The sequence below is a fragment of the Shewanella sp. 2_MG-2023 genome (assembly GCF_030548905.1).
GTDB lineage: Bacteria > Pseudomonadota > Gammaproteobacteria > Enterobacterales > Shewanellaceae > Shewanella > Shewanella electrodiphila.
Genome location: NZ_JAUOSO010000001.1, coordinates 344,562 through 366,064, shown reverse-complemented (window position 1 = coordinate 366,064; position 21,503 = coordinate 344,562). Strand labels below are relative to the sequence as shown.

At 40.5% G+C, this 21,503-nt stretch carries 22 protein-coding genes and 1 tRNA gene; 16 read left to right on the top strand and 7 right to left on the bottom strand.

Features of this window, described 5'->3' with window-relative positions:
• The first annotated feature begins 122 nt into the window (after window positions 1-122).
• The 9 genes from Q4600_RS01560 (at window position 123) to Q4600_RS01520 (ending at window position 8,399) form a co-directional block, all read left to right on the top strand.
• On the top strand, window positions 123-1,436 hold the full coding sequence (locus Q4600_RS01560; RefSeq protein WP_303512948.1) for an ammonia-forming cytochrome c nitrite reductase subunit c552: 1,314 nt from the start codon (window positions 123-125) through the stop codon (window positions 1,434-1,436).
• A 415-nt stretch (window positions 1,437-1,851) separates the two neighbouring features.
• Window positions 1,852-2,391, top strand: coding sequence for a nuclear transport factor 2 family protein (locus Q4600_RS01555; RefSeq protein ID WP_303512406.1), 540 nt, complete (start codon window positions 1,852-1,854; stop codon window positions 2,389-2,391).
• Window positions 2,388-3,158: an SDR family NAD(P)-dependent oxidoreductase gene (locus Q4600_RS01550; RefSeq protein ID WP_303512409.1), complete on the top strand. Its 771-nt coding sequence runs from the start codon at window positions 2,388-2,390 to the stop codon at window positions 3,156-3,158. The genes Q4600_RS01555 and Q4600_RS01550 overlap by 4 nt, the downstream gene beginning before the upstream one ends.
• 95 nt (window positions 3,159-3,253) lie before the next feature.
• Window positions 3,254-4,519, top strand: coding sequence for an NAD(P)/FAD-dependent oxidoreductase (locus Q4600_RS01545; protein WP_303512413.1), 1,266 nt, complete (start codon window positions 3,254-3,256; stop codon window positions 4,517-4,519).
• The gene (locus tag Q4600_RS01540) at window positions 4,516-5,337 is read left to right on the top strand and encodes a DUF1365 domain-containing protein (protein ID WP_102529755.1); all 822 of its coding nucleotides are present in this window, start codon (window positions 4,516-4,518) and stop codon (window positions 5,335-5,337) included. Before Q4600_RS01545 ends, Q4600_RS01540 begins: the two co-directional genes overlap by 4 nt.
• A gap of 89 nt (window positions 5,338-5,426) precedes the next feature.
• Entirely contained in the window at window positions 5,427-6,698 is a 1,272-nt protein-coding gene (locus Q4600_RS01535) for a cyclopropane-fatty-acyl-phospholipid synthase family protein (protein ID WP_303512416.1), read from the top strand.
• Between the two features lie 3 nt (window positions 6,699-6,701).
• On the top strand, window positions 6,702-7,226 hold the full coding sequence (locus Q4600_RS01530; RefSeq protein ID WP_102529753.1) for a DUF2878 domain-containing protein: 525 nt from the start codon (window positions 6,702-6,704) through the stop codon (window positions 7,224-7,226).
• Between the two features lie 61 nt (window positions 7,227-7,287).
• Window positions 7,288-7,854 (top strand): chalcone isomerase family protein, encoded by a 567-nt coding sequence (locus tag Q4600_RS01525; RefSeq protein WP_303512419.1) that lies wholly within the window; start codon window positions 7,288-7,290, stop codon window positions 7,852-7,854.
• On the top strand, window positions 7,854-8,399 hold the full coding sequence (locus Q4600_RS01520) for a DUF3833 domain-containing protein (RefSeq protein WP_303512422.1): 546 nt from the start codon (window positions 7,854-7,856) through the stop codon (window positions 8,397-8,399). The genes Q4600_RS01525 and Q4600_RS01520 overlap by 1 nt, the downstream gene beginning before the upstream one ends.
• A 174-nt stretch (window positions 8,400-8,573) precedes the next feature.
• Here the strand turns inward: Q4600_RS01520 and Q4600_RS01515 are convergent, their stop codons facing one another.
• Window positions 8,574-8,918, bottom strand: coding sequence for a DUF3634 family protein (locus tag Q4600_RS01515; protein ID WP_102529750.1), 345 nt, complete (start codon window positions 8,916-8,918; stop codon window positions 8,574-8,576).
• A 278-nt stretch (window positions 8,919-9,196) separates the two neighbouring features.
• Here Q4600_RS01515 and Q4600_RS01510 point away from each other — a divergent pair, with 278 nt between their 5' ends.
• Together Q4600_RS01510 and Q4600_RS01505 are read left to right on the top strand one after the other, a co-directional pair.
• Window positions 9,197-10,645: an NAD-dependent succinate-semialdehyde dehydrogenase gene (locus Q4600_RS01510; protein WP_303512951.1), complete on the top strand. Its 1,449-nt coding sequence runs from the start codon at window positions 9,197-9,199 to the stop codon at window positions 10,643-10,645.
• Between the two features lie 82 nt (window positions 10,646-10,727).
• The gene (locus Q4600_RS01505; RefSeq protein ID WP_248954494.1) at window positions 10,728-11,462 is read left to right on the top strand and encodes a DUF599 domain-containing protein; all 735 of its coding nucleotides are present in this window, start codon (window positions 10,728-10,730) and stop codon (window positions 11,460-11,462) included.
• A gap of 213 nt (window positions 11,463-11,675) precedes the next feature.
• On the opposite strand, the gene Q4600_RS01500 is transcribed toward Q4600_RS01505, so the two are convergent.
• From Q4600_RS01500 to rpsU, 5 genes are all read right to left on the bottom strand, one after another.
• A tRNA-Ile gene (locus Q4600_RS01500) sits at window positions 11,676-11,752 on the bottom strand.
• Window positions 11,753-11,956: 204 nt separating this feature from the next.
• Complete coding sequence (rpoD, locus tag Q4600_RS01495; RefSeq protein ID WP_102529739.1) at window positions 11,957-13,786, bottom strand: RNA polymerase sigma factor RpoD; 1,830 nt, start codon at window positions 13,784-13,786, stop codon at window positions 11,957-11,959.
• Window positions 13,787-13,936: 150 nt separating this feature from the next.
• The gene (dnaG, locus tag Q4600_RS01490) at window positions 13,937-15,661 is read right to left on the bottom strand and encodes a DNA primase (RefSeq protein ID WP_303512426.1); all 1,725 of its coding nucleotides are present in this window, start codon (window positions 15,659-15,661) and stop codon (window positions 13,937-13,939) included.
• An 83-nt stretch (window positions 15,662-15,744) separates the two neighbouring features.
• Window positions 15,745-16,188 (bottom strand): GatB/YqeY domain-containing protein, encoded by a 444-nt coding sequence (locus Q4600_RS01485; protein WP_303512428.1) that lies wholly within the window; start codon window positions 16,186-16,188, stop codon window positions 15,745-15,747.
• A 7-nt stretch (window positions 16,189-16,195) separates the two neighbouring features.
• Window positions 16,196-16,411, bottom strand: coding sequence for a 30S ribosomal protein S21 (rpsU, locus tag Q4600_RS01480; protein WP_055024252.1), 216 nt, complete (start codon window positions 16,409-16,411; stop codon window positions 16,196-16,198).
• A gap of 239 nt (window positions 16,412-16,650) precedes the next feature.
• Between rpsU and tsaD the strand changes: the two genes are divergently transcribed.
• Window positions 16,651-17,664, top strand: a complete 1,014-nt coding sequence (tsaD, locus tag Q4600_RS01475; RefSeq protein ID WP_102529736.1) for a tRNA (adenosine(37)-N6)-threonylcarbamoyltransferase complex transferase subunit TsaD — start codon at window positions 16,651-16,653, stop codon at window positions 17,662-17,664.
• 104 nt (window positions 17,665-17,768) lie between these two features.
• Here the strand turns inward: tsaD and plsY are convergent, their stop codons facing one another.
• Window positions 17,769-18,386: a glycerol-3-phosphate 1-O-acyltransferase PlsY gene (gene plsY, locus Q4600_RS01470; RefSeq protein ID WP_102529735.1), complete on the bottom strand. Its 618-nt coding sequence runs from the start codon at window positions 18,384-18,386 to the stop codon at window positions 17,769-17,771.
• Between the two features lie 240 nt (window positions 18,387-18,626).
• On the opposite strand from plsY, the gene folB reads away from it, so the two are divergent.
• From folB to Q4600_RS01450, 4 genes are all read left to right on the top strand, one after another.
• Window positions 18,627-18,980, top strand: a complete 354-nt coding sequence (gene folB / locus Q4600_RS01465) for a dihydroneopterin aldolase (protein WP_102529734.1) — start codon at window positions 18,627-18,629, stop codon at window positions 18,978-18,980.
• A 77-nt stretch (window positions 18,981-19,057) separates the two neighbouring features.
• On the top strand, window positions 19,058-19,561 hold the full coding sequence (gene folK / locus Q4600_RS01460) for a 2-amino-4-hydroxy-6-hydroxymethyldihydropteridine diphosphokinase (protein WP_102529733.1): 504 nt from the start codon (window positions 19,058-19,060) through the stop codon (window positions 19,559-19,561).
• 87 nt (window positions 19,562-19,648) lie between these two features.
• The gene (locus Q4600_RS01455) at window positions 19,649-20,449 is read left to right on the top strand and encodes an undecaprenyl-diphosphate phosphatase (RefSeq protein WP_102529732.1); all 801 of its coding nucleotides are present in this window, start codon (window positions 19,649-19,651) and stop codon (window positions 20,447-20,449) included.
• Window positions 20,450-20,556: 107 nt separating this feature from the next.
• Window positions 20,557-21,378 (top strand): SAM-dependent methyltransferase, encoded by an 822-nt coding sequence (locus Q4600_RS01450; protein WP_303512431.1) that lies wholly within the window; start codon window positions 20,557-20,559, stop codon window positions 21,376-21,378.
• The last annotated feature ends 125 nt before the right edge of the window (window positions 21,379-21,503 follow it).

Below are 21,503 nucleotides of genomic sequence, written 5' to 3'. Positions count from 1 at the left end.
ATTTATTGATTATTTTTAAAGGAAGAATTGTGAATATGCAATTAGCATTGTTTGCTAAAAAACATCTAGCGGGTAAAGCGTTAAGCAAGAGTTTGTGTCAAGTCTTAGTGTCGCTTGTAGGGATGACAACGTGTGCTGCAGCGATCGCTAAAGCTGATGTCAATGAAGCTAAATTCCCTGATCAGTTTAAGACTTGGGCTGAAACTGAAGAGCAAACTGAACGCGAAGATATGCTCGCTAGTTATCCTGCCAATATTATTTTATGGGCTGGCTCTTCTTTTGCTAAAGAGTACCATAGCCCTCGTGGTCACCAATTTGCAGTAGCCGATGTCACGCAAACATTGCGTACTGGTGTACCGCCAAAAGAAGGTGAAATGGGCACATCAGCTAGCTGCTGGACTTGTAAAACCCCTGATGCACCTCGTTTGATTAAAGAAATGGGTTTTGAAGGTTATTCTGCTTCAAACTTTACTGATTTAGGCACTGAGATAAACAGTGTTGTTTACTGTACTGATTGTCATGTGGATGGTAGTGCAGAATTGGCTTTACCACGTCCGCATGCGCAAAACGCCATGCAGAAGACAGGTATTCCGTTTGAGAAGCAAGATGTCTCAATGCAAGGGGCGCAAGTATGTGGTCAGTGTCATGTGACGTATTACTTCCAACCTGAAAAAAGCAATGTGGTTAACATGCCGTGGATTTTCGGCAGTGATACCGACAATATTTTGAAATACTACGATACACGTCGTTTCTACGAGTGGATCCACCCGATTTCTAAAACCCCAATACTGAAAGCACGTCATCCAGAATTTGAGCATTGGAGTCGCAGTAAGCATGCTGAAGCCAATGTCACCTGTATTACTTGTCATATGCCGGTAGAAGAAAATGCCAAAGGCGAAGAGTTTACTAACCACAAAGTAGATAAAGCATTGCCGCATTTTGATAAAACCTGTATTGGTTGTCATGAAAGCAAAGAAGCTATTAAAGCTAAATTAGATGCTGATAAGCATGAAATTGAAACCATGGCCCGTGAAGTAGAAGGGTTATTAGTGAAAGCACATTATGAAGCCAAAGCGGCTTGGGATGCTGGTGCTAATTGGGAACAAATGAACAGTGCAATTATGGCTATTCGTCATGGTCAATGGCATTGGGATTTCGCTATGGCATCACACGGTTTATATGCTCATAACCCTGATGAAGGTCGTATGTTACTGAGCCGTGCAACATCGCAAGCTAAAATGGCAAGAGCAGTATTAGCACAAGTGCTTGAAAGCTTGAAAGTCACTAAGGTGGAATACCCTGATATTAGCTCTAAAGAATCAGCCCACGCTGCAGTGGGAATTAATGAAGCTAAGTTGAGTGAAGCGAAACAGAAGTTCATTAAAGAAGAAGTTGAGAAAAACTGGAACCCAATTGCGGTGAGAGGTTACGAGTAACTTTACTTATAAATACACAATAACTTACTCGCTCATATCATTTTGCCAGTGTAGCTAGTAGCGAAGTTCATAATAGCTAGCGAAGTATGCAGTGAAGTAAGCCATTCAGTGAGTAGTTAAGTAAGAGCTAAAGTAAAAACTAAAGTAAAAGCTAAAATAAATAAAAAGGCGCTTAGAGAATTCTAAGCGCCTTTTTTGATCTGCTTAAACAAAACCGACGTATAAACAATTAACAAAATTATTTTTTTTATTGTTTAAATTCTGTAAGACAAATCTTTCGACTAAGATTAATATCAATAGATAACTACTCGTTTTTGTTGTTAAAAATAGCCTGAAGGATAATTGGCGCATCATGCTTAGCAACAGCATGATTAGCAGCACATGATGTTTAATGAGATGGTTCAAGGAGAGTTAAATGCACAGTAGCACTAATAACGTTAGTGAATTACTTCAGCCGACGATGGCGACTTCAGCTGCCGAACTTGCTAGCGCTAAGCAGGTGAGTAAGGTGACTGAGACAACTGAACCTGAACAGCCGCAGATTATTGATGACTTTGTTAACATGTACCAAAGACTCAATAAAGACACATTGCACCTCTTAAAGCAGGTATACAGTGACGATATTGTATTTCAAGATCCATTGCATACCGTTAAGGGAATGAGTGCGCTAACCGATTATTTTGCCAATCTATATGCCAATGTCGATTCAATTAATTTCGATATTGAACAGATCTGCGCCACGAGCGAACAAGCTTCTGTGTTTTGGAAGATGACCTACAGCCACAGTAAACTTAATCGCGCTAATCCAATCCAAGTTGATGGCATGAGTCACCTTATCTTTTCAGACAAAATCACATCTCATCGAGACTATTTCGACCTTGGTCAAATGTTGTATGAGCAAATTCCTGTATTGGGCAAAGTGATAAGCATGGTTAAAGCTAAGGCATCATCATGAGCGCCTCAATGAAGCAAGCAAATAGTCAACACGCAGTGCTGATAACTGGTGCAAGCTCAGGCATTGGTTTTGCGCTTGCGATGCAGTATGTCGCTGAAGGCTACCAAGTGTTTGCTTGTGGTCGTAACGCCCAAAGACTAAATACCATCAAAGGCGCCACGCCGCTGGTATTTGATATCAATGATAAACACCAAATTGAGCAAGCGGCAGAACAGCTTACGCATCATTTACAGCAAGATAACCTGACCCTCAAGATGGTCATTTTAAATGCGGGGAGTTGTGAATACATTAATAACCCTGTTCAGTTTGATGGCGCTTTATTCGAGCGTGTCATTCAAACTAATGTTATTTCAATGGGTTATTGTTTAGAGCATTTTTTACCTTTAATCGCAGTCAATGGCCGAGTCGGCTTGATGAGTTCAAGTGCGACCTATTTACCTTTTCCTAAAGCTGAGGCTTATGGCGCATCAAAAGCCGCTGTGAACTACCTTGCAAGCAGCTTACGTTTGGATTTAAAAGCACATGGTATTGGCGTAAGTGTCATTTGTCCTGGCTTTGTAAAAACGCCACTGACGGATAAAAACGACTTTGCGATGCCAATGCAAATATCAGCCGATAAAGCCGCCACTGCAATTATGCATGGCATGCAAACGGGTAAGAGCGAAATTCATTTTCCTAAGCGTTTTACCTATTTACTTAAGTTAATGAGTTGTCTGCCATCAGTAGTGATTAACAATATGCTGACGCCAAAAGCAGACAAAGCATAAAAGATGACAACTTGAGAAGGCCTCATAATGGCGATTATTAGTAACCATTATTAGGCGAGTTAATAAAATAAAAAGAATAAGCCTGAAGGATTAATATGAAAAAAATTGCCGTAGTTGGATCGGGTATTTCAGGGTTAACCTGTGCACATTTACTAAGTGAGTTGCATGAGGTTACCGTTTTTGAAGCGAATGATTATATTGGTGGACACACAGCTACAATTGATGTGGAAGTGGCAGGAAAGCCTTACGCTATCGATAGTGGTTTTATTGTGTTCAATGACAGAACCTATCCACGATTTCAAAAATTGATGGCGCGATTACAGGTTAAGTCTCTGCCAACGGAGATGAGCTTTAGCGTGCAAAACACTCAAACAGGGCTTGAATACAATGGCCACACTTTGTGGAGTATGTTTGCCCAGCGACGTAATTTATTAAAGCCTGATTTTTATCGTTTCCTTGCTGAAATCGTTAAATTTAATAATCAATGTAAAGCCATATATGAAGCAGAAGACTATCAAATAAACAGCTTAGGTGAGTTTTTAGACACTCATGGCTTTTCTGACTTTTTCAGTGAGCATTATATCCTGCCGATGGGGGCCGCGATTTGGTCAGCCAGCATCAACGACCTGCGTGCTTTCTCATTACGCTTCTTTATTCGCTTTTTCCAACACCACGGTTTACTCAATATCAGCGACCGTCCGCAATGGTATGTGCTTGAAGGTGGTTCTCGCAGTTATATCCCAGCATTGATAGCCCCCTTTAAAGAACGATTATTTTTGAACTCACCAGTTACATCTATTGAGCGTAAAGAAGATGGCGTGAATATCAAAATCAATGATGAAGTGCATTATTTTGATGAAGTCATATTGGCCTGTCATAGCGACCAAGCTTTAGCGATGTTAACCGATGCCACTGAAGATGAGAAAGAAGTTCTCGGAGCAATGGCTTATCAAAATAATGAGGTGGTATTGCATACGGATATTAATTTATTGCCGAAAAGAAAAGCTGCTTGGGCAAGTTGGAATTACCGTTTAGAAGGTAAAGACGCTGAAGATATTGCTAATAAGCCTGCTAGCGTGACTTACAATATGAATATTCTGCAACGCTTACCTAAAGATGCACCGACATTTTGTGTCACTTTAAATCAGACTGATTTAATTGATAGCAGTAAAATTTTGCGTAAATTTAACTATGCTCACCCTGTGTTTAACGAAGCCAGTATGAATGCACAAAAAGAGCGAACAAAAATTTGCGGTGTGCGCCATACGCATTTTGCCGGAGCATACTGGTATAACGGTTTTCATGAAGATGGTGTACGCAGTGGTCTAGATGTTTGTAATAATTTCGGCATCAGCCTATGAGTTCAAGCATAGCTGAAGACCGTTTTAATAGTGGCGTGTATCAAGGTGAAGTAAGTCACAGGCGTTTTACTCCTAAAAACCATAGTTTTGCCTATGAAATGGCATTATTGGCCATCGATTTAGATGAGGTTGATAATTTAGCCAAAGTGAGTCGACTGTTTGGTACAACGAAGTGGTCTTTGCTTAAGTTTAATCCCAATGACTACTTAAACTCCCTTGCATCGCAATTTAGTGATACAGAGATACCTGACAGTGTCTCTTTAAAGCAAAGCAGTAATACCACACCAGATAAAGCACTAAAGCAACGAGTGTTGTGGACCATCGAACAATTGGGGGCAACTAAATCGTGTGAGTCAGTGATTTTTGCCGGTCAAGTGCGTCATTTTGGTTTTTACTTCAGTCCAGTTAATTTCTATTTTTGCTATCAAGATAAGCAGCCGATTTACATGTTGGCTGAAGTCAGTAACACACCGTGGGATCAACGCCATTGTTATCTGGTGAATCTTGAGCAAACAGAAACCACAGATAAAGTTTTTCATGTGTCGCCATTTATGGATTTGGACATGCATTATCAATGGCAGGTCGTTGCACCCAGCAAGCGACTTAATGTGACCATTCAAAATCGAGATGATGCCAATAATAAGTTATTTGATGCCAGCCTTCAGCTGAGAAGGAAGTCATTTAATGCCAGTAATATTCGCAACATGTTGATAGGGTTTCCTGTGATGACACTGAAAATCATGTGGGGCATTTATTGGCAAGCGATGAAGCTATTTGTAAAAAGAATCCCATTTATTGCTCATCCCCACACTGATTAAACTTAAATTAAACCAAAAGACAGTTTGTTACGTACTGAAAGACATCATTGTAAAAATTGAAATGCTAAAAGTAAGAATCGGAGAGATATATGGACAATACAGCGATTAATGCGAACGTAGAGCAAGCAAGTATTTCAGATAGCTTTGCAAAGAAAATTTTATTACGTGCGTTAAAACACCTCTCTGGTGGCTATTTGACCATTGTTAATTCAGGCAGGGACGATACGGCTGAGCAAAGTTTAACATTCGGGGATTTTGAGTCTGACTTACACGCGACCATTCAAGTGACTCACCCAAGTTTTTATAAGCAAATTATTTGGGGCGGCTCTATCGGTGCAGGTGAAGCTTACATCCAAGGTCATTGGTCTAGTCCTGACTTAACCAAAGTCGTGCAGTTATTCGCGCGCAACTTAGCATTACTCGATAATATTGAACGCTACTTTTCATGGTTTAGTGTCGGGATGAACCGATTAACTCACGTCTTTAATCGTAATTCTACCGCAGGTTCTAAACGAAACATTCTCGCTCATTATGATCTAGGCAACTCAATGTACGAGCAATTTCTTGATAAAGAAATGCTTTATTCGAGTGCATTATATCCTCACAAAGACGCGAGTTTAGAAGAAGCTCAACTGCATAAACTGCACACAATTTGCGAACGTTTAGATTTAAAAGCTGGGCAAACGTTGCTTGAAGTCGGCACCGGTTGGGGCGCATTGGCAATCTATGCCGCAAAGCACTTTGATGTAAACGTTACCACTACCACGATTTCAGATGCGCAGTATGATTATGCTGTCGACAGAGTGAATAAAGAAGGTCTGCAAGATAAAGTCACTTTACTCAAAAGTGATTATCGATTGCTTGAAGGTGAATATGACCGCGTAGTGTCTATCGAAATGATTGAGGCTGTAGGGCATGAGTATTTACCTGGATTCTTTAAAAAATTAGAAACCTTGCTAAAGCCATCAGGAAGAATGTTAATTCAGGCGATTACCATTGCCGATCAGCGTTATGACAGTTATCGCAAAGGCGTTGACTTTATTCAGCGCTATATTTTCCCAGGGGGCTGTTTACCATCTGTTAGCGAAATGAATAAACATGTAGCGAAGCAAACTGACATGGTGGTGTGGTCTGTCGATGACATGGGCAAAGATTATGCGCAAACCCTGTATCACTGGCATGAGCGTTTTGATAAGGCGCAAGACACCATTAAGCAACTTGGTTACGGTGATGACTTTATCCGTATGTGGAAGTTTTATTTAAGCTATTGCGAAGGTGGCTTTTTAGAACGTACAACGAGTACGGTACATTTGGTTGCAGTGCGACCACAATACCGCACCACTTTAGCTGGCGGCGTATAAATAATGCCACATTCTGCCCATACCAATATTATCAATGCACTGGCATTTCAAGTGATTTGGTGGGCAGGTGTACTTGCAGCTAACCAACTTATTATTATCCCAATTATTTTGATTATTTGGCACTTTGTCGCCAGTCAGCAAAAGAGTTTTGATTTTAAAGTATTAATGGTGTGTGCCTCGGTGGGGATCTTGTTGGATACCGTGCTTGTAGGTATAGGGTTGTTTGAGTTTCAGGTATTTCCATTGTGGTTGGGTTTACTATGGGGTTATTTTGCTCTGTCACTTAATTACAGTTTAGCCTTGTTTAATCATTTTCCTATTTCGATACAAGCCCTTCTAGGGGGCATTTTTGGCAGCTTAAGTTACATCGGTGGAGCCAATTTAAATGCCGTAGAGCTACCCTATGGCACAGTGACTTCTGGTTTAGCACTTATGTTGATTTGGTCATTGATGTTCCCTTTATTTCTGTGGCTGTCAAAGGTGATTGGCTTAAAACATGCTCGTACCGATTTTGAAAAATTGGTATGAAATGTTTCATCTTTTTCTTTAATCGTTCAATGAAAAATATTACCCGAGAGGAGTTAACACAATGAAAGTCTACACCTTATTACTTTGTATTGTATTGACGCCATTATCTGTGTCATCAGCTCAGTTTGAGAGGGATTTGATTGAGAAAGAACAAGTCAATGTTAACTTATTGCAGGTGTATGATAATAAGCATATAGAGCTGCAGATGGTCGGTGAAGCAGACATGGACTTACTCTGGTTCTCAATCTATAGCGCGAGGTTAATGTCGGTAGATGGTGACTATCAGAATAGTCAGCTACCGTTAAAGCTTGAGATTCAATACCATCGTGATATTGAAGCTGAAGATCTTATCGAAGCAACAGTGGATCAGTGGCAACACATTGGCATTGCCAATCAAGATATTCCAAGATTACAGCAGCAAATAGAGCAAGCGTGGCCAGACGTTAAAGAGGGCGATAAGCTAAGCTTTATGATGCATAGCGATGACTTGGGCCAATTTTATTATAATGACAAACCCTTACCGATAATCGAAGAACCTGGATTTTCAAAAGCGTTTTTAGGTATTTGGCTATCAGAGCAAACCAGCAGACCTGAATTACGTGAGCAATTGATTGGAGCAAACAAATAATGGGTCTTCTAAGCAAAATAAAATCATACTTTTTAGTGGTAATCGCAGGATTGGTGTTGATGTCTTGCTCTTCAGCATCGATTGAGGATTATGATAAAACGACCCCCGTATTAAACCTTAAAACATTCTTCGATGGCCAGTTGACCGCATCAGGCATTGTTCAAGATTATTCTGGCACAGTGACGCGAAAATTTACCGTCACCATGGAAGCCAGTTGGCAAGGTGATGAAGGGGTGATTAATGAATGGTTTATTTACGATGATGGCGAAAAACAAACCCGCATTTGGAAAATAACCGATTTAGGTAATGGTAAGTATCAAGGCACTGCTAACGATATCTTGGGCATAGCTGAAGGTGAAGCGAGGGGCATTGCGCTTCGCTGGGCTTATGATATGAACTTAGTGGTTGATGATTCAGAATATGAAGTTCATTTTGATGATTGGATGTTTTTAGTGGATGAAAATACCATTATTAATAAAAGCGACATTATTAAATTCGGTATCACAGTGGCTGAAGTCACTTTAGTCATTCAAAAGGTTAACTAATTAGCAGTGTGTACGAGTTTCATTTCCTGTGACTATTATGAGTTAACTACAATAATCTAACTACAATAAATTAACTCTGATTGTTTAACGTTCATCGTGTGCAACTTCACAATGCAAAAATGGCGCTGATATTGAGATATCAGCGCCATTTTATTGCTTGATTGTTCAGCTTAATTAACCTTTGAGCTTTGAATTATCAGGTTGCTTCTTATCGTAGTATTCAAATGGAAACACATTCCTAATTCGTTGTGAAATCTTGTCATCGATATTGGCCGAAATGTGCAGTCTGACACCATTAAGTTTTTCGGCTCTGACAGTACAAGTGAGCTTTTCATGTTTAGCGATAGATTTACATTCACGTGAGAAACGCTCAGGAATTTTTCCTGAATGCTTATTGAGTTTTCCGTCTTTAAAGTGCATTTCGAAAACTTTTAAACCTCGAGCTCCAGAAAAGATAAGCTTGTAGGCAATGACGAAAAATACCAGCACAAACAATACTTTTAATCCCGTTTCGAGCATGGTTAATTCCTTATGTATGACAACTTCTTTACTATTTAAGATACTCTGCTACCCGAGGATTGCAATTTTTTTTGCAGCTTTATAACCAAGCTCACATTTGTGATTAACCAATAAAAAAGTCAATTATTTTAAATGATTAACTTATAGTAAGTTATTCTCGTTATCTGAGGGCAAATTCGCTAACATCAATATCAATGTGTGCGTCTTTATGCCAAAGCACCACCTAATTTACGCCAATCTCTTTGCCATTTTTTGCTAATTGTTATGAGGCCATCATGCTGCAACTTCGCGATTCAAATCTATTTCGTCAACAAGCCTACATTAACGGTCAATGGTGTGATGCAGTATCTGGCGAGTCTACTGTGATTACTAACCCAGCAACCAATGAATCAATTGGGACTGTACCTGAAATGGCAGCTGAAGAAACGCAGTTAGCGATTACATCAGCCCAAGTTGCTTTGTCTCAATGGCAAGCTAAAACAGCGAAAGAAAGACAGCAGGTGTTATTAGTTTGGTATCAATTGATTATTGAAAACACTAATGACTTAGCCTTAATCATGACATTAGAGCAGGGGAAACCCTTAACAGAGTCTGCAGCAGAGGTTGGCTACGCAGCGTCATTTATTCAGTGGTTTGCTGAAGAGGCTAAACGAGTTTACGGAGAAACGATTCCTGGCCATCAAGGTGATAAACGCATTGTTGTGACGAAACAGCCTATTGGGGTAACGGCTGCTATAACGCCATGGAATTTTCCATTAGCGATGATCACCCGTAAAGCTGCGCCAGCACTTGCTGCTGGTTGCTCCATGATTGTAAAACCTGCCCCTGACACCCCTTATAGCGCGTTAGCACTGGCAGAGTTAGCTGATAGAGCTGGCATTCCCGCAGGTATTTTTAATGTGGTCACTGGTGATGCGAAAGCAATTGGTAAAGTGCTATGCAGCAGTAAAACCGTGAGAAAACTTTCGTTTACTGGATCTACAGCCGTTGGGGTTAAATTAATGGCTCAATGTGCACCAACCATTAAAAAGTTGTCTTTAGAGCTCGGTGGCAATGCGCCGTTTATTGTCTTTAATGATGCAGATATTGATGCTGCAGTCGAAGGAGCACTGCAAGCAAAGTTTAGAAATGCAGGCCAAACTTGTGTATGTGCAAATAGAATTTATGTGCAATCAGGCGTGATAGACCTCTTTACTGAAAAATTTGTCGCAGCTGTAGCGCAATTAAAAGTTGGTAACGGTATCGATAAATCTTCAGATATTGGTCCGTTAATTAACAGTAATGCCATAAGTAAAGTTGAGTCGCATATTCAAGATGCCCTAGCACTCGGTGGAGAACTTTTATTGGGAGGGAGTAATCATCCCTTAGGCGGTTATTATTTTGAACCTACTGTCATAAAAGGCGCAACACAGGCAATGAAAGTCGCCACTGAAGAAACCTTTGGCCCGTTAGCGCCTATATTTGAATTCGAATCAGTCGAGCAAGTGATCAACATGGCTAATGACACTGACTTTGGTCTCGCTGCATATTTATATGCTCGTGATATCAGTTTAGTGTATCAAGTCTCTGAAGCCTTAGAGTTTGGTATGGTTGGGGTCAATACGGGTTTGATTTCAACTGAAGTTGCGCCTTTTGGAGGGATTAAGTCATCAGGACTTGGCCGAGAGGGTTCAAGGCATGGACTAGATGAGTATCTAGAAATGAAATACGTGTGTTTAGCGGTTTAAATTGATAAATGATGAAAAGCTATTTATGCCAAGGTTAATGTGTTGCATAATTGAGCATTAATCCAATAATACATTGAGCCTTATGCTTTTTTCCTTTTTAGATCTTGTTGCATTAGCTTGTTTTTTTTCCTGCTGGGTGGGCTACACTTTTTTTGCTCGTAAAAAAGCCAAAACGACTAACTGTATCGCGCGCTGTTTACATCAACATCGTATCCATTGGATGGCTGAAGTGATGAAGAAGGAAATCCGGGTTGGTGAAGCTTCTTTACTTGCCAATTTAGAGCGAAATATTGCGTTTTTCGCGTCAACCACCTTACTGGTGCTAGCGGGTGTATTAACTTTATTCGCTCAAGTTGAACGCCTTGAAGAAGTCATTAGTTCCATTCCATTTTCAGCTGAACCTAACCATGCTTTAGTGCAAGTGAAGTTAGCCATGTTGGCATCTATTTTTGTATTAGCCTTTTTCCAATTTACTTGGTCTATGCGTCAATATGGCTTTTTGAATGTCATGATTGGCGCTGCGCCAATTGATCTCACTGGAAAAAATAAAAACTTATTGGCGTATTCCCGTCAAATGGCCACAGTAGGCGATCAAGCTGCTCACTCATATAATTATGGCCTGAGGTCATATTACTTTTCTATGGCCGCTTTATGCTGGTTCTGGAACCCTATCTTATTGATATTGGCAAGTTTGCTGGTGGTATACACTTTATATCGTCGAGAATTCAAGTCTCGTGCCGTAAGAGCCTTTACTGCAGCACAAACACATTTGGAAATTGCTAAATCGGCGAGAGATAAAGACGCTCAACAGCCTTAGATTATTGGCTTGCATATAGAGCCTGAGTGAATTCGAGACATGAAAAAGCCGCATAAATATCTTCATACGACTTATCAAGTATTTGTTGGATTTTCCCAGCCTCGAACTGCATGAATTGTTGACGATTATGTTATCAATGGACGTAAGGGGAGAGTCATTTAAATTTTTGACATGAAAAAGCCGCTTAAATTTCTTTAAGCGGCTTATCAAAATTGGTGGCCCCTCCCAGACTCGAACTGGGGACCTGACGATTATGAGTCGTATGCTCTAACCAACTGAGCTAAGGGGCCGACTTAAGACAGTCGTCACTATCAAAAGCGGAGGGAAGTATACGAAGTTTATCGGTACTTGTCACCACTCAATTCGCTAGAAATTCATTTCTACGTATCGTTTGGTTATCTGTTAAGCAATTTGCAGGTAGGTTCAGGTTAATAGCCCTGATTTATAACAATAAAAAAGCCCGCTAGTTGCGGGCTTTTTATCAATCTTTAGACTTATTCGTCTAAGAAAGACTTTAAGATTTCAGAGCGAGAAGGGTGACGTAATTTACGTAACGCTTTTGCTTCAATCTGACGAATACGTTCACGTGTTACGTCAAACTGCTTACCGACTTCTTCAAGTGTATGGTCAGTGTTCATATCGATACCGAAACGCATACGCAATACTTTAGCTTCACGAGCAGTTAGACCTGCTAATACTTCGTGAGTGGCATTCTTTAAACTTTCGCTTGTTGCTGAGTCTAAAGGAAGCTCTAAGGTATTATCTTCAATGAAGTCACCTAAGTGTGAATCTTCATCGTCACCAATTGGCGTTTCCATTGAGATAGGCTCTTTAGCGATTTTCAGCACTTTAAGAATCTTATCTTCAGGCATTAACATGCGTTCTGATAATTCTTCAGGTGTTGGTTCGCGACCCATTTCTTGTAACATTTGACGTGAAATACGATTTAGTTTGTTAATCGTTTCAATCATATGTACTGGAATACGAATTGTACGCGCTTGGTCAGCAATAGAACGTGTAATTGCCTGACGGATCCACCATGTTGCATAAGTCGAGAACTTATAACCACGACGGTATTCAAACTTATCTACAGCTTTCATCAAACCGATGTTACCTTCTTGAATCAAATCCAAGAATTGTAGACCACGGTTGGTGTACTTTTTAGCAATCGAAATTACTAGACGTAAGTTTGCTTCAACCATTTCTTTCTTCGCACGACGAGCTCTTGCTTCACCGATTGACATACGACGGTTGATGTCTTTAATTGCACGAATGATTAGACCTGTTTCTTTTTCGATTGCAGCCAATTTAGTGCTACAACGAATCACGTCTTCTTCAACCATTCTCAAACCTTCAGCGTAAGGCTTGTTACTGTCTTTTTCTGCATGGAACCAAGCTAAATCAGTTTCGTTGCCAGTGAAGAACTTAACAAAGTTTTTCTTCGGCATTTTAGCTTGATCAACACATAACTTTAGAATTAAACGCTCTTGAACACGTACGCGATCCATCATGGTGCGCATGCTTTTTACTAAGCGATCAAACTGTTTAGGAATTAAACGGAATTCTTTAAAGAGTTCGCCGATGACAAATAAAGCACCAATGGCTTCAGGGTGGTCACGACCTTTCTTTTCAATTACCGCTAAGCCTTTTTCATAAGACTCACGTAATTGAGTGAACTTTTCTTTAGCTTCTTCAGGACATGGACCTTTTGGGCCTTCCTCTTCTTCTTCGTTGTCACCGTCATCATCTTCGTCTTCAAGTTCTTCTTCTGATAACTCAGAACCTACGTGAGTAGCAGTAGGCGCTACGTCATCGTCATCTGGGTTAACGAAACCTGCAATGATGTCAGTTAAGCGAAGTTCATCCGCTTCATACTTATCAAATTGTTCAAGAATCATCGCAATAGCTTGCGGGTATTCTGAAACAGAACTTTGAACCGTATTAATGCCTTCTTCAATACGTTTTGCGATGACGATTTCGCCTTCGCGGGTCAATAGCTCAACAGTACCCATTTCACGCATGTACATACGTACTGGGTCTGTAGTACGACCTAATTCACTCTCTACCGTAGCAAGTGCAGCTGCTGCTTCTTCTGCTGCATCTTCATCGGTGTTGTCCTCAGACATCATAATGTCATCGGCATCTGGCGCTTGTTCGTAAACGCGGATGCCCATGTCATTTATCATCTGGACAATATCTTCAATCTGATCTGAATCGACCATGTCAGCTGGCAAGTGGTCATTGACTTCAGCGTAGGTTAAGTAACCTTGCTCTTTACCTTTAGCAAGCAACAATTTAAGTTGCGACTGCGGAGTATGCTCCATAGATATCATCCAAGTTGGGGAAACTGAAATAACGACTGGACACCTGCCGAAGCATAAGTGTCAAGCAAATCGTCAATTATAGCTGTATGAACTAAAGTACGCTAGTCCATGACATTGCTTAACTGAACATTTTTAAAATAAAAAATGCAATTATGCGATGCCTTTCATTATCGAAATAAGCTTCGTTAGCTGAATTTTTTCAGCTTTCGTTAGAGTTTGTTTAAGACTCAATTCCTGATAACGCTGTTCAATATATTGATTGTTCAACCAAATCAGGGTTTGTTTAAACTCTTGAACTAAGTTCTCATCCGCCACTTGGTGGTCCCATTGGGCCAATTTAATCAAGGCACTCTTTTGCTCGTGCTCTCGATATATCTCAAGTAGTTGTGCGCTGTTAAACTGTTGTTCGCGAGTTAAATTTAACAAATCAATTAGCAAGTCAATGCCAGCAATTTGTAAGTGGGCTAAAGCAGGTTGGGCAGCTAAGCCGTAACCTAAATCAGGTCGTTGCACTAACAAAGCAATGGCTAATCGCAATGGTGTACCGCGCCCTTGTAAGCCCTTTTTATTCATAGGCTGTTGCTGTTTTACGGCAAAACCTAATTTTTTCTTTAGATCGTCTGCGCTGTTCATACCAATTTTATGCGCAAGATTCTCTAATAATAAATTCTGTAAAACGGTATCTTGTACTCGTTCAATCAGTGCCATAGCTTCTTTAGCCAGTGCACTTTTATCTGTGCCGTATTGGCTGGTTAATGTCTCAAATAAGAATGCGGGTAAATCAAGCGCATCGAGCATTAACTTTTCAAAGCCTTCTTTACCGACTTGGCGAACCATCGTATCTGGATCTTCACCTTGTGGTAAAAACATAAATCTAACGACATCACCAGGCTTAAGTAATGGCAGAGCGGTTTCTAAAGCGCGCCAAGCGGCTTTCTTACCCGCTTTATCGCCGTCATAACAACAAATCACTTCTTTTGCACTACGCACTAACAACTGAAATTGTTCAGCTGTTGTTGCTGTGCCAAGTGATGCAACGGCATAATCAACGTCAAATTGGGCTAATGCAACGACATCCATATAACCTTCAACAATCAATACTTGCTGCGGGTCTCTATGTCTTTGCTTGAGTTCATATAAGCCGTAAAGCTCATTACCCTTATGAAATATGGGCGTTTCTGGCGAATTCAAGTACTTCGGTGTGCCATCGCCTAAAACTCGACCACCAAAGCCAACTACACGACCTCGACGGTCACGAATGGGAAACATTAATCGATCGCGAAAGCGGTCGTAACGTTTTCCGTTATCGTTGGCAATCAACATGCCTGCAGTCAGTAATTTGTCTTGTGCTGACTGATTTTGGCGATAGCGACTTAATAGTCCATCCCAACCGTCAGGCGCAAAACCAATCCCAAAGTACTCAACCACAGTGGATGAAAGCCCTCTGAAATCTAAATAATCTAATACTTTTTGTTTGTCTGAGTGCTGACGTAACTGACTTTGATAAAAGAGATTCGCTTCTTCCATCAATTGGTATAAGTCGCGGCTCAAACCTTGATCTTTTTTAGGACCAGTACCTTGTTCTCTGGGTACATCTAATCCTAATTTACCTGCGAGTTCTTCGATGGCATCAACAAATTCCAGCCTATCGTATTCCATAATGAAATCGATGGCGTTGCCATGAGCACCACAACCAAAGCAGTGATAAAACTGTTTATCTCGACTGACAGTAAAAGAAGGTGATTTTTCGCTATGAAAAGGACAACATGCAGAGTGATTTTTCCCTGCTTTTTTCAAAGGTACACGATGATCAATTAGATCAACAATGTCGGTGCGAGCTATAAGCTCATTGATAAAGTCACGAGGTATCGCCATTTATGCTATAGGTCTCGCATTACCAAGTAGATAAAACAAACAAGCCGCGCAAGATGCACGGCTTATTCAACACTAAAATGTTATTAGTTTAATTTAGCACGAATTTGGCTGCCAATGGCACCCATATCTGCACGTCCTTGAACCTTAGATTTTAATGCTCCCATTACTTTGCCCATATCCGCCATGGTTGATGCGCCTACCTGTGAGATAGCTTCATCAATGATTGCGGCAACTTCTTCTTCTGTTAAAGGAGAAGGCAAGAAAGTTTCAATAACTTGAATCTCTGCTGCTTCAGTTGCTGCTAACTCCGGGCGACCTGCTGACTCATATTGAGTAATAGAATCGCGACGTTGTTTCACCATTTTGGTTAAAACGGCTATTGTCTGTTCATCAGTCAGAGTTTCGCGGGTATCCACTTCAATCTGTTTAACGGCAGACAATGCCATACGAATAGTCCCCAAACGTGCCTTATCTTTGGCACGCATGGCTTCTTTCATCTGGTCTTTTAGCTGTTCAACTAGGCTCATAATGAGATTAGTATAAACGTACGCGACGTGCGTTTTCGCGAGAAAGCTTCTTAGCTAGACGCTTAACAGCGGCAGCTTTTGCGCGCTTACGTGCAGAAGTTGGCTTCTCGTAGAATTCACGAGCGCGAACATCAGCTAAGATACCTGCTTTTTCACAAGAGCGCTTGAAACGACGAAGAGCTACGTCGAATGGTTCGTTTTCACGTACTTTAATTATTGGCATACGCCATCACCCCTTAGGTGTAGTTAATTTGGCACTACCAGTAAAGGTAGATTAACCAAGGCTATTTAATAAAATGGTGCGGAATTCTACACCGAGATATGTGCTTTTGTAAACCCCCTTTGTTACTGAGTTTGCGTAATTCGCTTGTCATATTTTTGCAGATAGTTGAGCTTTACTGGAATAACGCTGCATCAACAGGTAGAATTGCCGCCCTTACAATTTTAGGAATATGAGCTGCTATGCGGGTTTTAGGTATTGAAACGTCTTGTGATGAAACAGGTATTGCTGTCTTTGATGATGAGCAAGGATTGTTGTCACATGCTTTATATAGTCAAGTAAAGTTACATGCTGATTATGGCGGCGTAGTACCAGAACTAGCCTCACGTGATCATGTTCGCAAAATTGTGCCACTGATTAAACAAGCGTTAAAAGAAGCTAATTCTTCAGTGGATGACATTGATGGCATTGCTTTCACAAAAGGCCCAGGCTTAATCGGTGCTTTACTGGTTGGTGCATGTGTTGGTCGTTCTTTAGCTTATTCATGGGATAAACCTGCAATTGGGGTTCATCATATGGAAGGCCATCTACTCGCGCCTATGCTTGAAGATGATGCACCAGAATTTCCATTTTTGGCTTTATTGGTTTCTGGCGGTCACTCAATGTTAGTTAAAGTTGATGGTATCGGACAATACGAAGTGTTAGGTGAGTCGGTTGATGATGCAGCCGGAGAAGCGTTTGATAAAACAGCCAAATTGATGGGCCTAGATTACCCTGGTGGTCCAAGACTTGCCAAGCTTGCTTCGAAAGGTGTGGAGGCAGGTTACAAATTCCCAAGACCCATGACAGATAAACCTGGGCTGAACTTTAGCTTTTCTGGTTTAAAAACATTTACTGCCAATACTATTGCAGCTGAACCTGATGATGAACAAACTCGGGCTAACATTGCTCGCGCTTTTGAAGAAGCTGTGGTTGATACGCTCGCGATTAAGTGTAAACGTGCATTAAAGCTGACGGGTTATAACCGTCTTGTCGTTGCAGGTGGAGTGAGCGCTAATAGCCGCTTAAGAGAAAACCTTGCTGAAATGATGCAACAGCTCAATGGTGAGGTGTTCTATCCACGTGGTGAGTTCTGTACAGACAATGGTGCGATGATTGCTTATGCTGGCCTACAGCGTTTAAAAGCTGGTCAGACAGAAGACTTAGAAGTTAAAGGGCAGCCGCGCTGGCCACTCGATACGTTAGAAGCCGTGTAAAAGAATAAGCATTCTAATAATAAAAAACCTAAGCCATGGCTTAGGTTTTTTAGTTTTAAAACTTAACATTTTCAAGTTAGCACTTGGTTTAAGTGAAAGCTTGATTAGCTTTGCTCGTTGTTCGCTTTCTTTTTTCGCGACAACTTGCTTTCTTCGCCAATTCTTAAGCGCTTAATGTTGTCTTTGTGTCTGATGACAATTAACAGTGACAGCATCGCAACAGGGATGATAAATCGATCATCTAGCCACCATGTATACACAGGTGCGAGCATTGCGGTGAGAATCGCAGCAAGGGATGAATAACGTGTCAGTAATACAAACACAATCCAAGTTGCGATGAGTGATAATGCTAAATCACCACCAATAGGGGCCATTGCACCAAATGCCGTTGCAACGCCTTTACCACCCTGGAAATTAAAGAAGATAGGGAAGATATGCCCAAGACAAGCTGCGATAGCAATTAAGCCCAGCGATACAGCATCTTGCCCTAATAAATAACTGAAATAACTCGGCGCAGCGCCTTTTAGCATGTCAAAAAATAACACTAATGCAGCTGAACTGGCGCCTCCAATTCTCAGCACATTGGTTGCACCTGGATTTCCTGAGCCTTCTGTACGCGGATCTGGCAACCCTCGTAATTTGCATACAAGAATAGCGCTTGAAATTGAACCGGCTAAGTAGGCGGTTATAATCATCAAAATAGTGATTGTAACAGCGCTCAAATTGGTTTCCTTACTCGTCTTAGGGTATTATCGCCCATTAATTAATTTCACTTGAGATTAATTGTAATTACAGGGTTAATAAGCACTTTTGAATCGTGAGATGTTCCTTAGTGCAGCCGCTATCCTACTGCTTAAATTGCTCAGGAAAAAGGCTAAAACTATAATAACCGCTATTTGATGTCATTTTCAGCCTTTTAAGTTGAAATATTTTGGGTAAGACGTGTAAAGCATGGAGTTCACATGGACAAAGTTTTAATTCGCGAGCTAAAAGTCGAAACGGTAATTGGTATTTATGAATGGGAAAAGCAAATTCATCAAACCTTGCTCATCGACTTAGATATGGCATGGGATAATAAGCTTGCAGCAGCGTCTGATGATTACCAATATGCGCTTTGTTATGAAACCGTTTCGAATCGATTGACTGCATTGATTACAGAAAAGCCGATAGAACTCATAGAGACCGTAGCTGAAATGACAGCCCAATGTTTGATGTCTGAATTTAATGTTTTATGGGTTAAAGTCGCAGTTATGAAACCCGGTGCAGTGCCAACGGCTAAATCAGTTGGCGTTGTTATTGAACGCGGTCATATATAAATCACATTTTATTGACAGCTTTCATGCTGAAATTAATTAATTTTTCATAATTGCTCTGTATATTACCGGATGAGTTAATGGCACGTATTTATATCAGTTTGGGAACGAACATTGATCCTGTAGAGCATATGCAGTCGGGGTTAGTGGATTTACATGAACATTTTGGTGATTTAACCTTATCGAGAATGTTTGAAAGTGAAGCGGTTGGTTTTCAAGGTACAAATTTCTTAAATATGGTAGCAGCAGCAGATACTGATATGAGTATTGCTGATGTTGTTGCCACATTTAAGGGAATTGAGAAACAAAATGGACGTATTAGAGGCGAAAAAAAGTTTAGCCCTCGAAGTTTGGATATAGATTTACTGCTTTACGATGATGAAGTCTGTCATCAGCCGATTGAGTTACCTCGTGGTGAGATCCTTTATAATGCGTTTGTATTATGGCCCTTAGCTGAGATAGCTCCTATGCTGACGCATCCTATCACTCAACAGTCGTATCAATACCTTTGGGAACACTATGATAAATCGAGCCAACATATTTGGCCGATTGAGTTTGAATTTCCCGTGCTTGTTTCTCGTTAAGCTTGGGTGTTTTTAGTGTTAGTGAGTGATGCATTCACAATTCATCAATTAGTCAGTTTTATCAAAATTTTATTTTAAAGGAACATCATGGAAACGCTTCAGATTATCTTTTTAGCGCTTATTCAAGGGCTAACAGAGTTTTTACCCATTTCAAGCTCTGCGCATTTAATTTTACCTTCGCAAATTTTAGGTTGGGAAGATCAAGGTTTATTTTTTGATGTTGCCGTACACATTGGTTCGTTGCTTGCTGTAGTGATCTACTTTAGAACCGAAATATGGGCGATGTTAACGGCTTGGATTGCGAGTATTTTTAAAGGCGTTCATACCCAAGATAGTAAATTAGCTTGGTGGATTATTTTAGCAACCTTACCTGCGGTATTCTTTGGCTTTATGGCGAAAGACTTAATTGAAACCTATTTACGTGGTCCTGGTGTTATTGCTATTACAACCGTTATCTTCGGCTTAATGTTGTGGGTAGGTGATAAAATGGCTCGTAATGAATTAACTGAGTATCAAACCGGCTGGCGTAAAGCATTGTTGATTGGTTTTGCACAGGCGATGGCAATTATTCCAGGTACGTCTCGTTCTGGTATTACTATAACAGCCGCATTAATGCTTGGGCTAAACCGAGAAGCTGCAGCACGTTTTTCATTTTTAATGTCGATTCCTGTGATCCTAGGCGCAGCAATATTAATGAGCAAAGATGCTATCGCAGGTGACTTAGTCATGGACTACACTGAGTTGTTATTAGGTGTCGCTGTGTCATTTGTTGCGGCTTATACCTGTATTTTCTTCTTTTTGAAAATCATTAGTAAAATCGGTATGACACCATTTGTATTGTATCGCTTAATGTTAGGCGCTGTATTATGTGGGTTTATTTTCCTGTAAAATAATCCAATTCGTCTAAATAAGAAAACGGGTATTGTTACCCGTTTTTTATTCTCTTAATTTCAGCAAATTGACCCATTTTTTATCTCAAAGGAAGCTTGCCCGTTATGAACTCAATTTTGATATGTCCAACATGCGCTGCTAAGTTGAATTTCCACGAGTCATCATCGGGTTATTATTGTGATAACAAACATCATATTGATAAGAACTCGCAAGGTTATTGGTCGTTTGTGACTTCAACTAAATTTAAAGGCTCAAGCGATACACGCCAGCAGTTACGCTCAAAACGCTTTTTAATGACATCAGGTATTTTTTCGCCTTTAGTCGAGCAATTGTCAGCGGCATTTAACTTAGCTGTAAAAGACAAAACCCATGTTAACCATCTCAATTACCAATGTGCTGATGGCTTTTACTTACGCGCGCTTGTTCAAGGGACAGATAACTCATCTGTAACCCATTGGGGCGTATCAGAAGCTGAAAATGCACTGTTTGCTGCCAGTAAAGACAGTACACCTGCTAACTTATTGCTTAGCCCTTTCAAGAAGTTGCCATTTGCAAATGAGTCACTGGATGTGATCACCCTGTTTGATGCACAACTAAAAGGCAAAGAGTGCTTAAGAACACTTAAAAAAGATGGGGTGTTATTGTTATTAGTACCAGCTCCAAGGCATTTATGGCAGCTAAAGCAAAAAGTGTATGAAAATTTATCTGAAAAGCCGCAACAGCTAAACCTACCTAAAGATGTCGAGTTAGTTTCATCGATGCCAATCACGTTTGCTGCTGATGTAACTGGTGAACAAGCGATAACATTATTAGACATGAATAACCTTAGCTGGCGAATTAATGATGAGCTAAAGCATGATATAAAGCAGAAAACCATCGAAGCGTTGGAATTTGATTATTTATTGCTGACTGCAAAAGTAAAATAGCTGTCTGGTTAGCACTGAACTATTTACCGTTTAATACCCGCACTTTGTATTACGTGCCTATAAATATTAGTCCGAGGTTATTTATTCCTAGGCTGTTTTTATCAGGGTATTTTTCAGGGGTATTT

Excerpts from the sequence above, each read along its gene's own strand:
- Q4600_RS01560 (WP_303512948.1), top strand. The coding sequence starts at position 123 with ATGACAACGTGTGCTGCAGCGATCGCTAAAGCTGATGTCAATGAAGCT.
- Q4600_RS01555 (WP_303512406.1), top strand. The coding sequence starts at position 1,852 with ATGCACAGTAGCACTAATAACGTTAGTGAATTACTTCAGCCGACGATG.
- Q4600_RS01550 (WP_303512409.1), top strand. The coding sequence starts at position 2,388 with ATGAGCGCCTCAATGAAGCAAGCAAATAGTCAACACGCAGTGCTGATA.
- Q4600_RS01545 (WP_303512413.1), top strand. The coding sequence starts at position 3,254 with ATGAAAAAAATTGCCGTAGTTGGATCGGGTATTTCAGGGTTAACCTGT.
- Q4600_RS01540 (WP_102529755.1), top strand. The coding sequence starts at position 4,516 with ATGAGTTCAAGCATAGCTGAAGACCGTTTTAATAGTGGCGTGTATCAA.
- Q4600_RS01535 (WP_303512416.1), top strand. The coding sequence starts at position 5,427 with ATGGACAATACAGCGATTAATGCGAACGTAGAGCAAGCAAGTATTTCA.
- Q4600_RS01530 (WP_102529753.1), top strand. The coding sequence starts at position 6,702 with ATGCCACATTCTGCCCATACCAATATTATCAATGCACTGGCATTTCAA.
- Q4600_RS01525 (WP_303512419.1), top strand. The coding sequence starts at position 7,288 with ATGAAAGTCTACACCTTATTACTTTGTATTGTATTGACGCCATTATCT.
- Q4600_RS01520 (WP_303512422.1), top strand. The coding sequence starts at position 7,854 with ATGGGTCTTCTAAGCAAAATAAAATCATACTTTTTAGTGGTAATCGCA.
- Q4600_RS01515 (WP_102529750.1), bottom strand. The coding sequence starts at position 8,918 with ATGCTCGAAACGGGATTAAAAGTATTGTTTGTGCTGGTATTTTTCGTC.
- Q4600_RS01505 (WP_248954494.1), top strand. The coding sequence starts at position 10,728 with ATGCTTTTTTCCTTTTTAGATCTTGTTGCATTAGCTTGTTTTTTTTCC.
- rpoD (WP_102529739.1), bottom strand. The coding sequence starts at position 13,786 with ATGGAGCATACTCCGCAGTCGCAACTTAAATTGTTGCTTGCTAAAGGT.
- dnaG (WP_303512426.1), bottom strand. The coding sequence starts at position 15,661 with ATGGCGATACCTCGTGACTTTATCAATGAGCTTATAGCTCGCACCGAC.
- Q4600_RS01485 (WP_303512428.1), bottom strand. The coding sequence starts at position 16,188 with ATGAGCCTAGTTGAACAGCTAAAAGACCAGATGAAAGAAGCCATGCGT.
- rpsU (WP_055024252.1), bottom strand. The coding sequence starts at position 16,411 with ATGCCAATAATTAAAGTACGTGAAAACGAACCATTCGACGTAGCTCTT.
- tsaD (WP_102529736.1), top strand. The coding sequence starts at position 16,651 with ATGCGGGTTTTAGGTATTGAAACGTCTTGTGATGAAACAGGTATTGCT.
- folB (WP_102529734.1), top strand. The coding sequence starts at position 18,627 with ATGGACAAAGTTTTAATTCGCGAGCTAAAAGTCGAAACGGTAATTGGT.
- folK (WP_102529733.1), top strand. The coding sequence starts at position 19,058 with ATGGCACGTATTTATATCAGTTTGGGAACGAACATTGATCCTGTAGAG.
- Q4600_RS01455 (WP_102529732.1), top strand. The coding sequence starts at position 19,649 with ATGGAAACGCTTCAGATTATCTTTTTAGCGCTTATTCAAGGGCTAACA.
- Q4600_RS01450 (WP_303512431.1), top strand. The coding sequence starts at position 20,557 with ATGAACTCAATTTTGATATGTCCAACATGCGCTGCTAAGTTGAATTTC.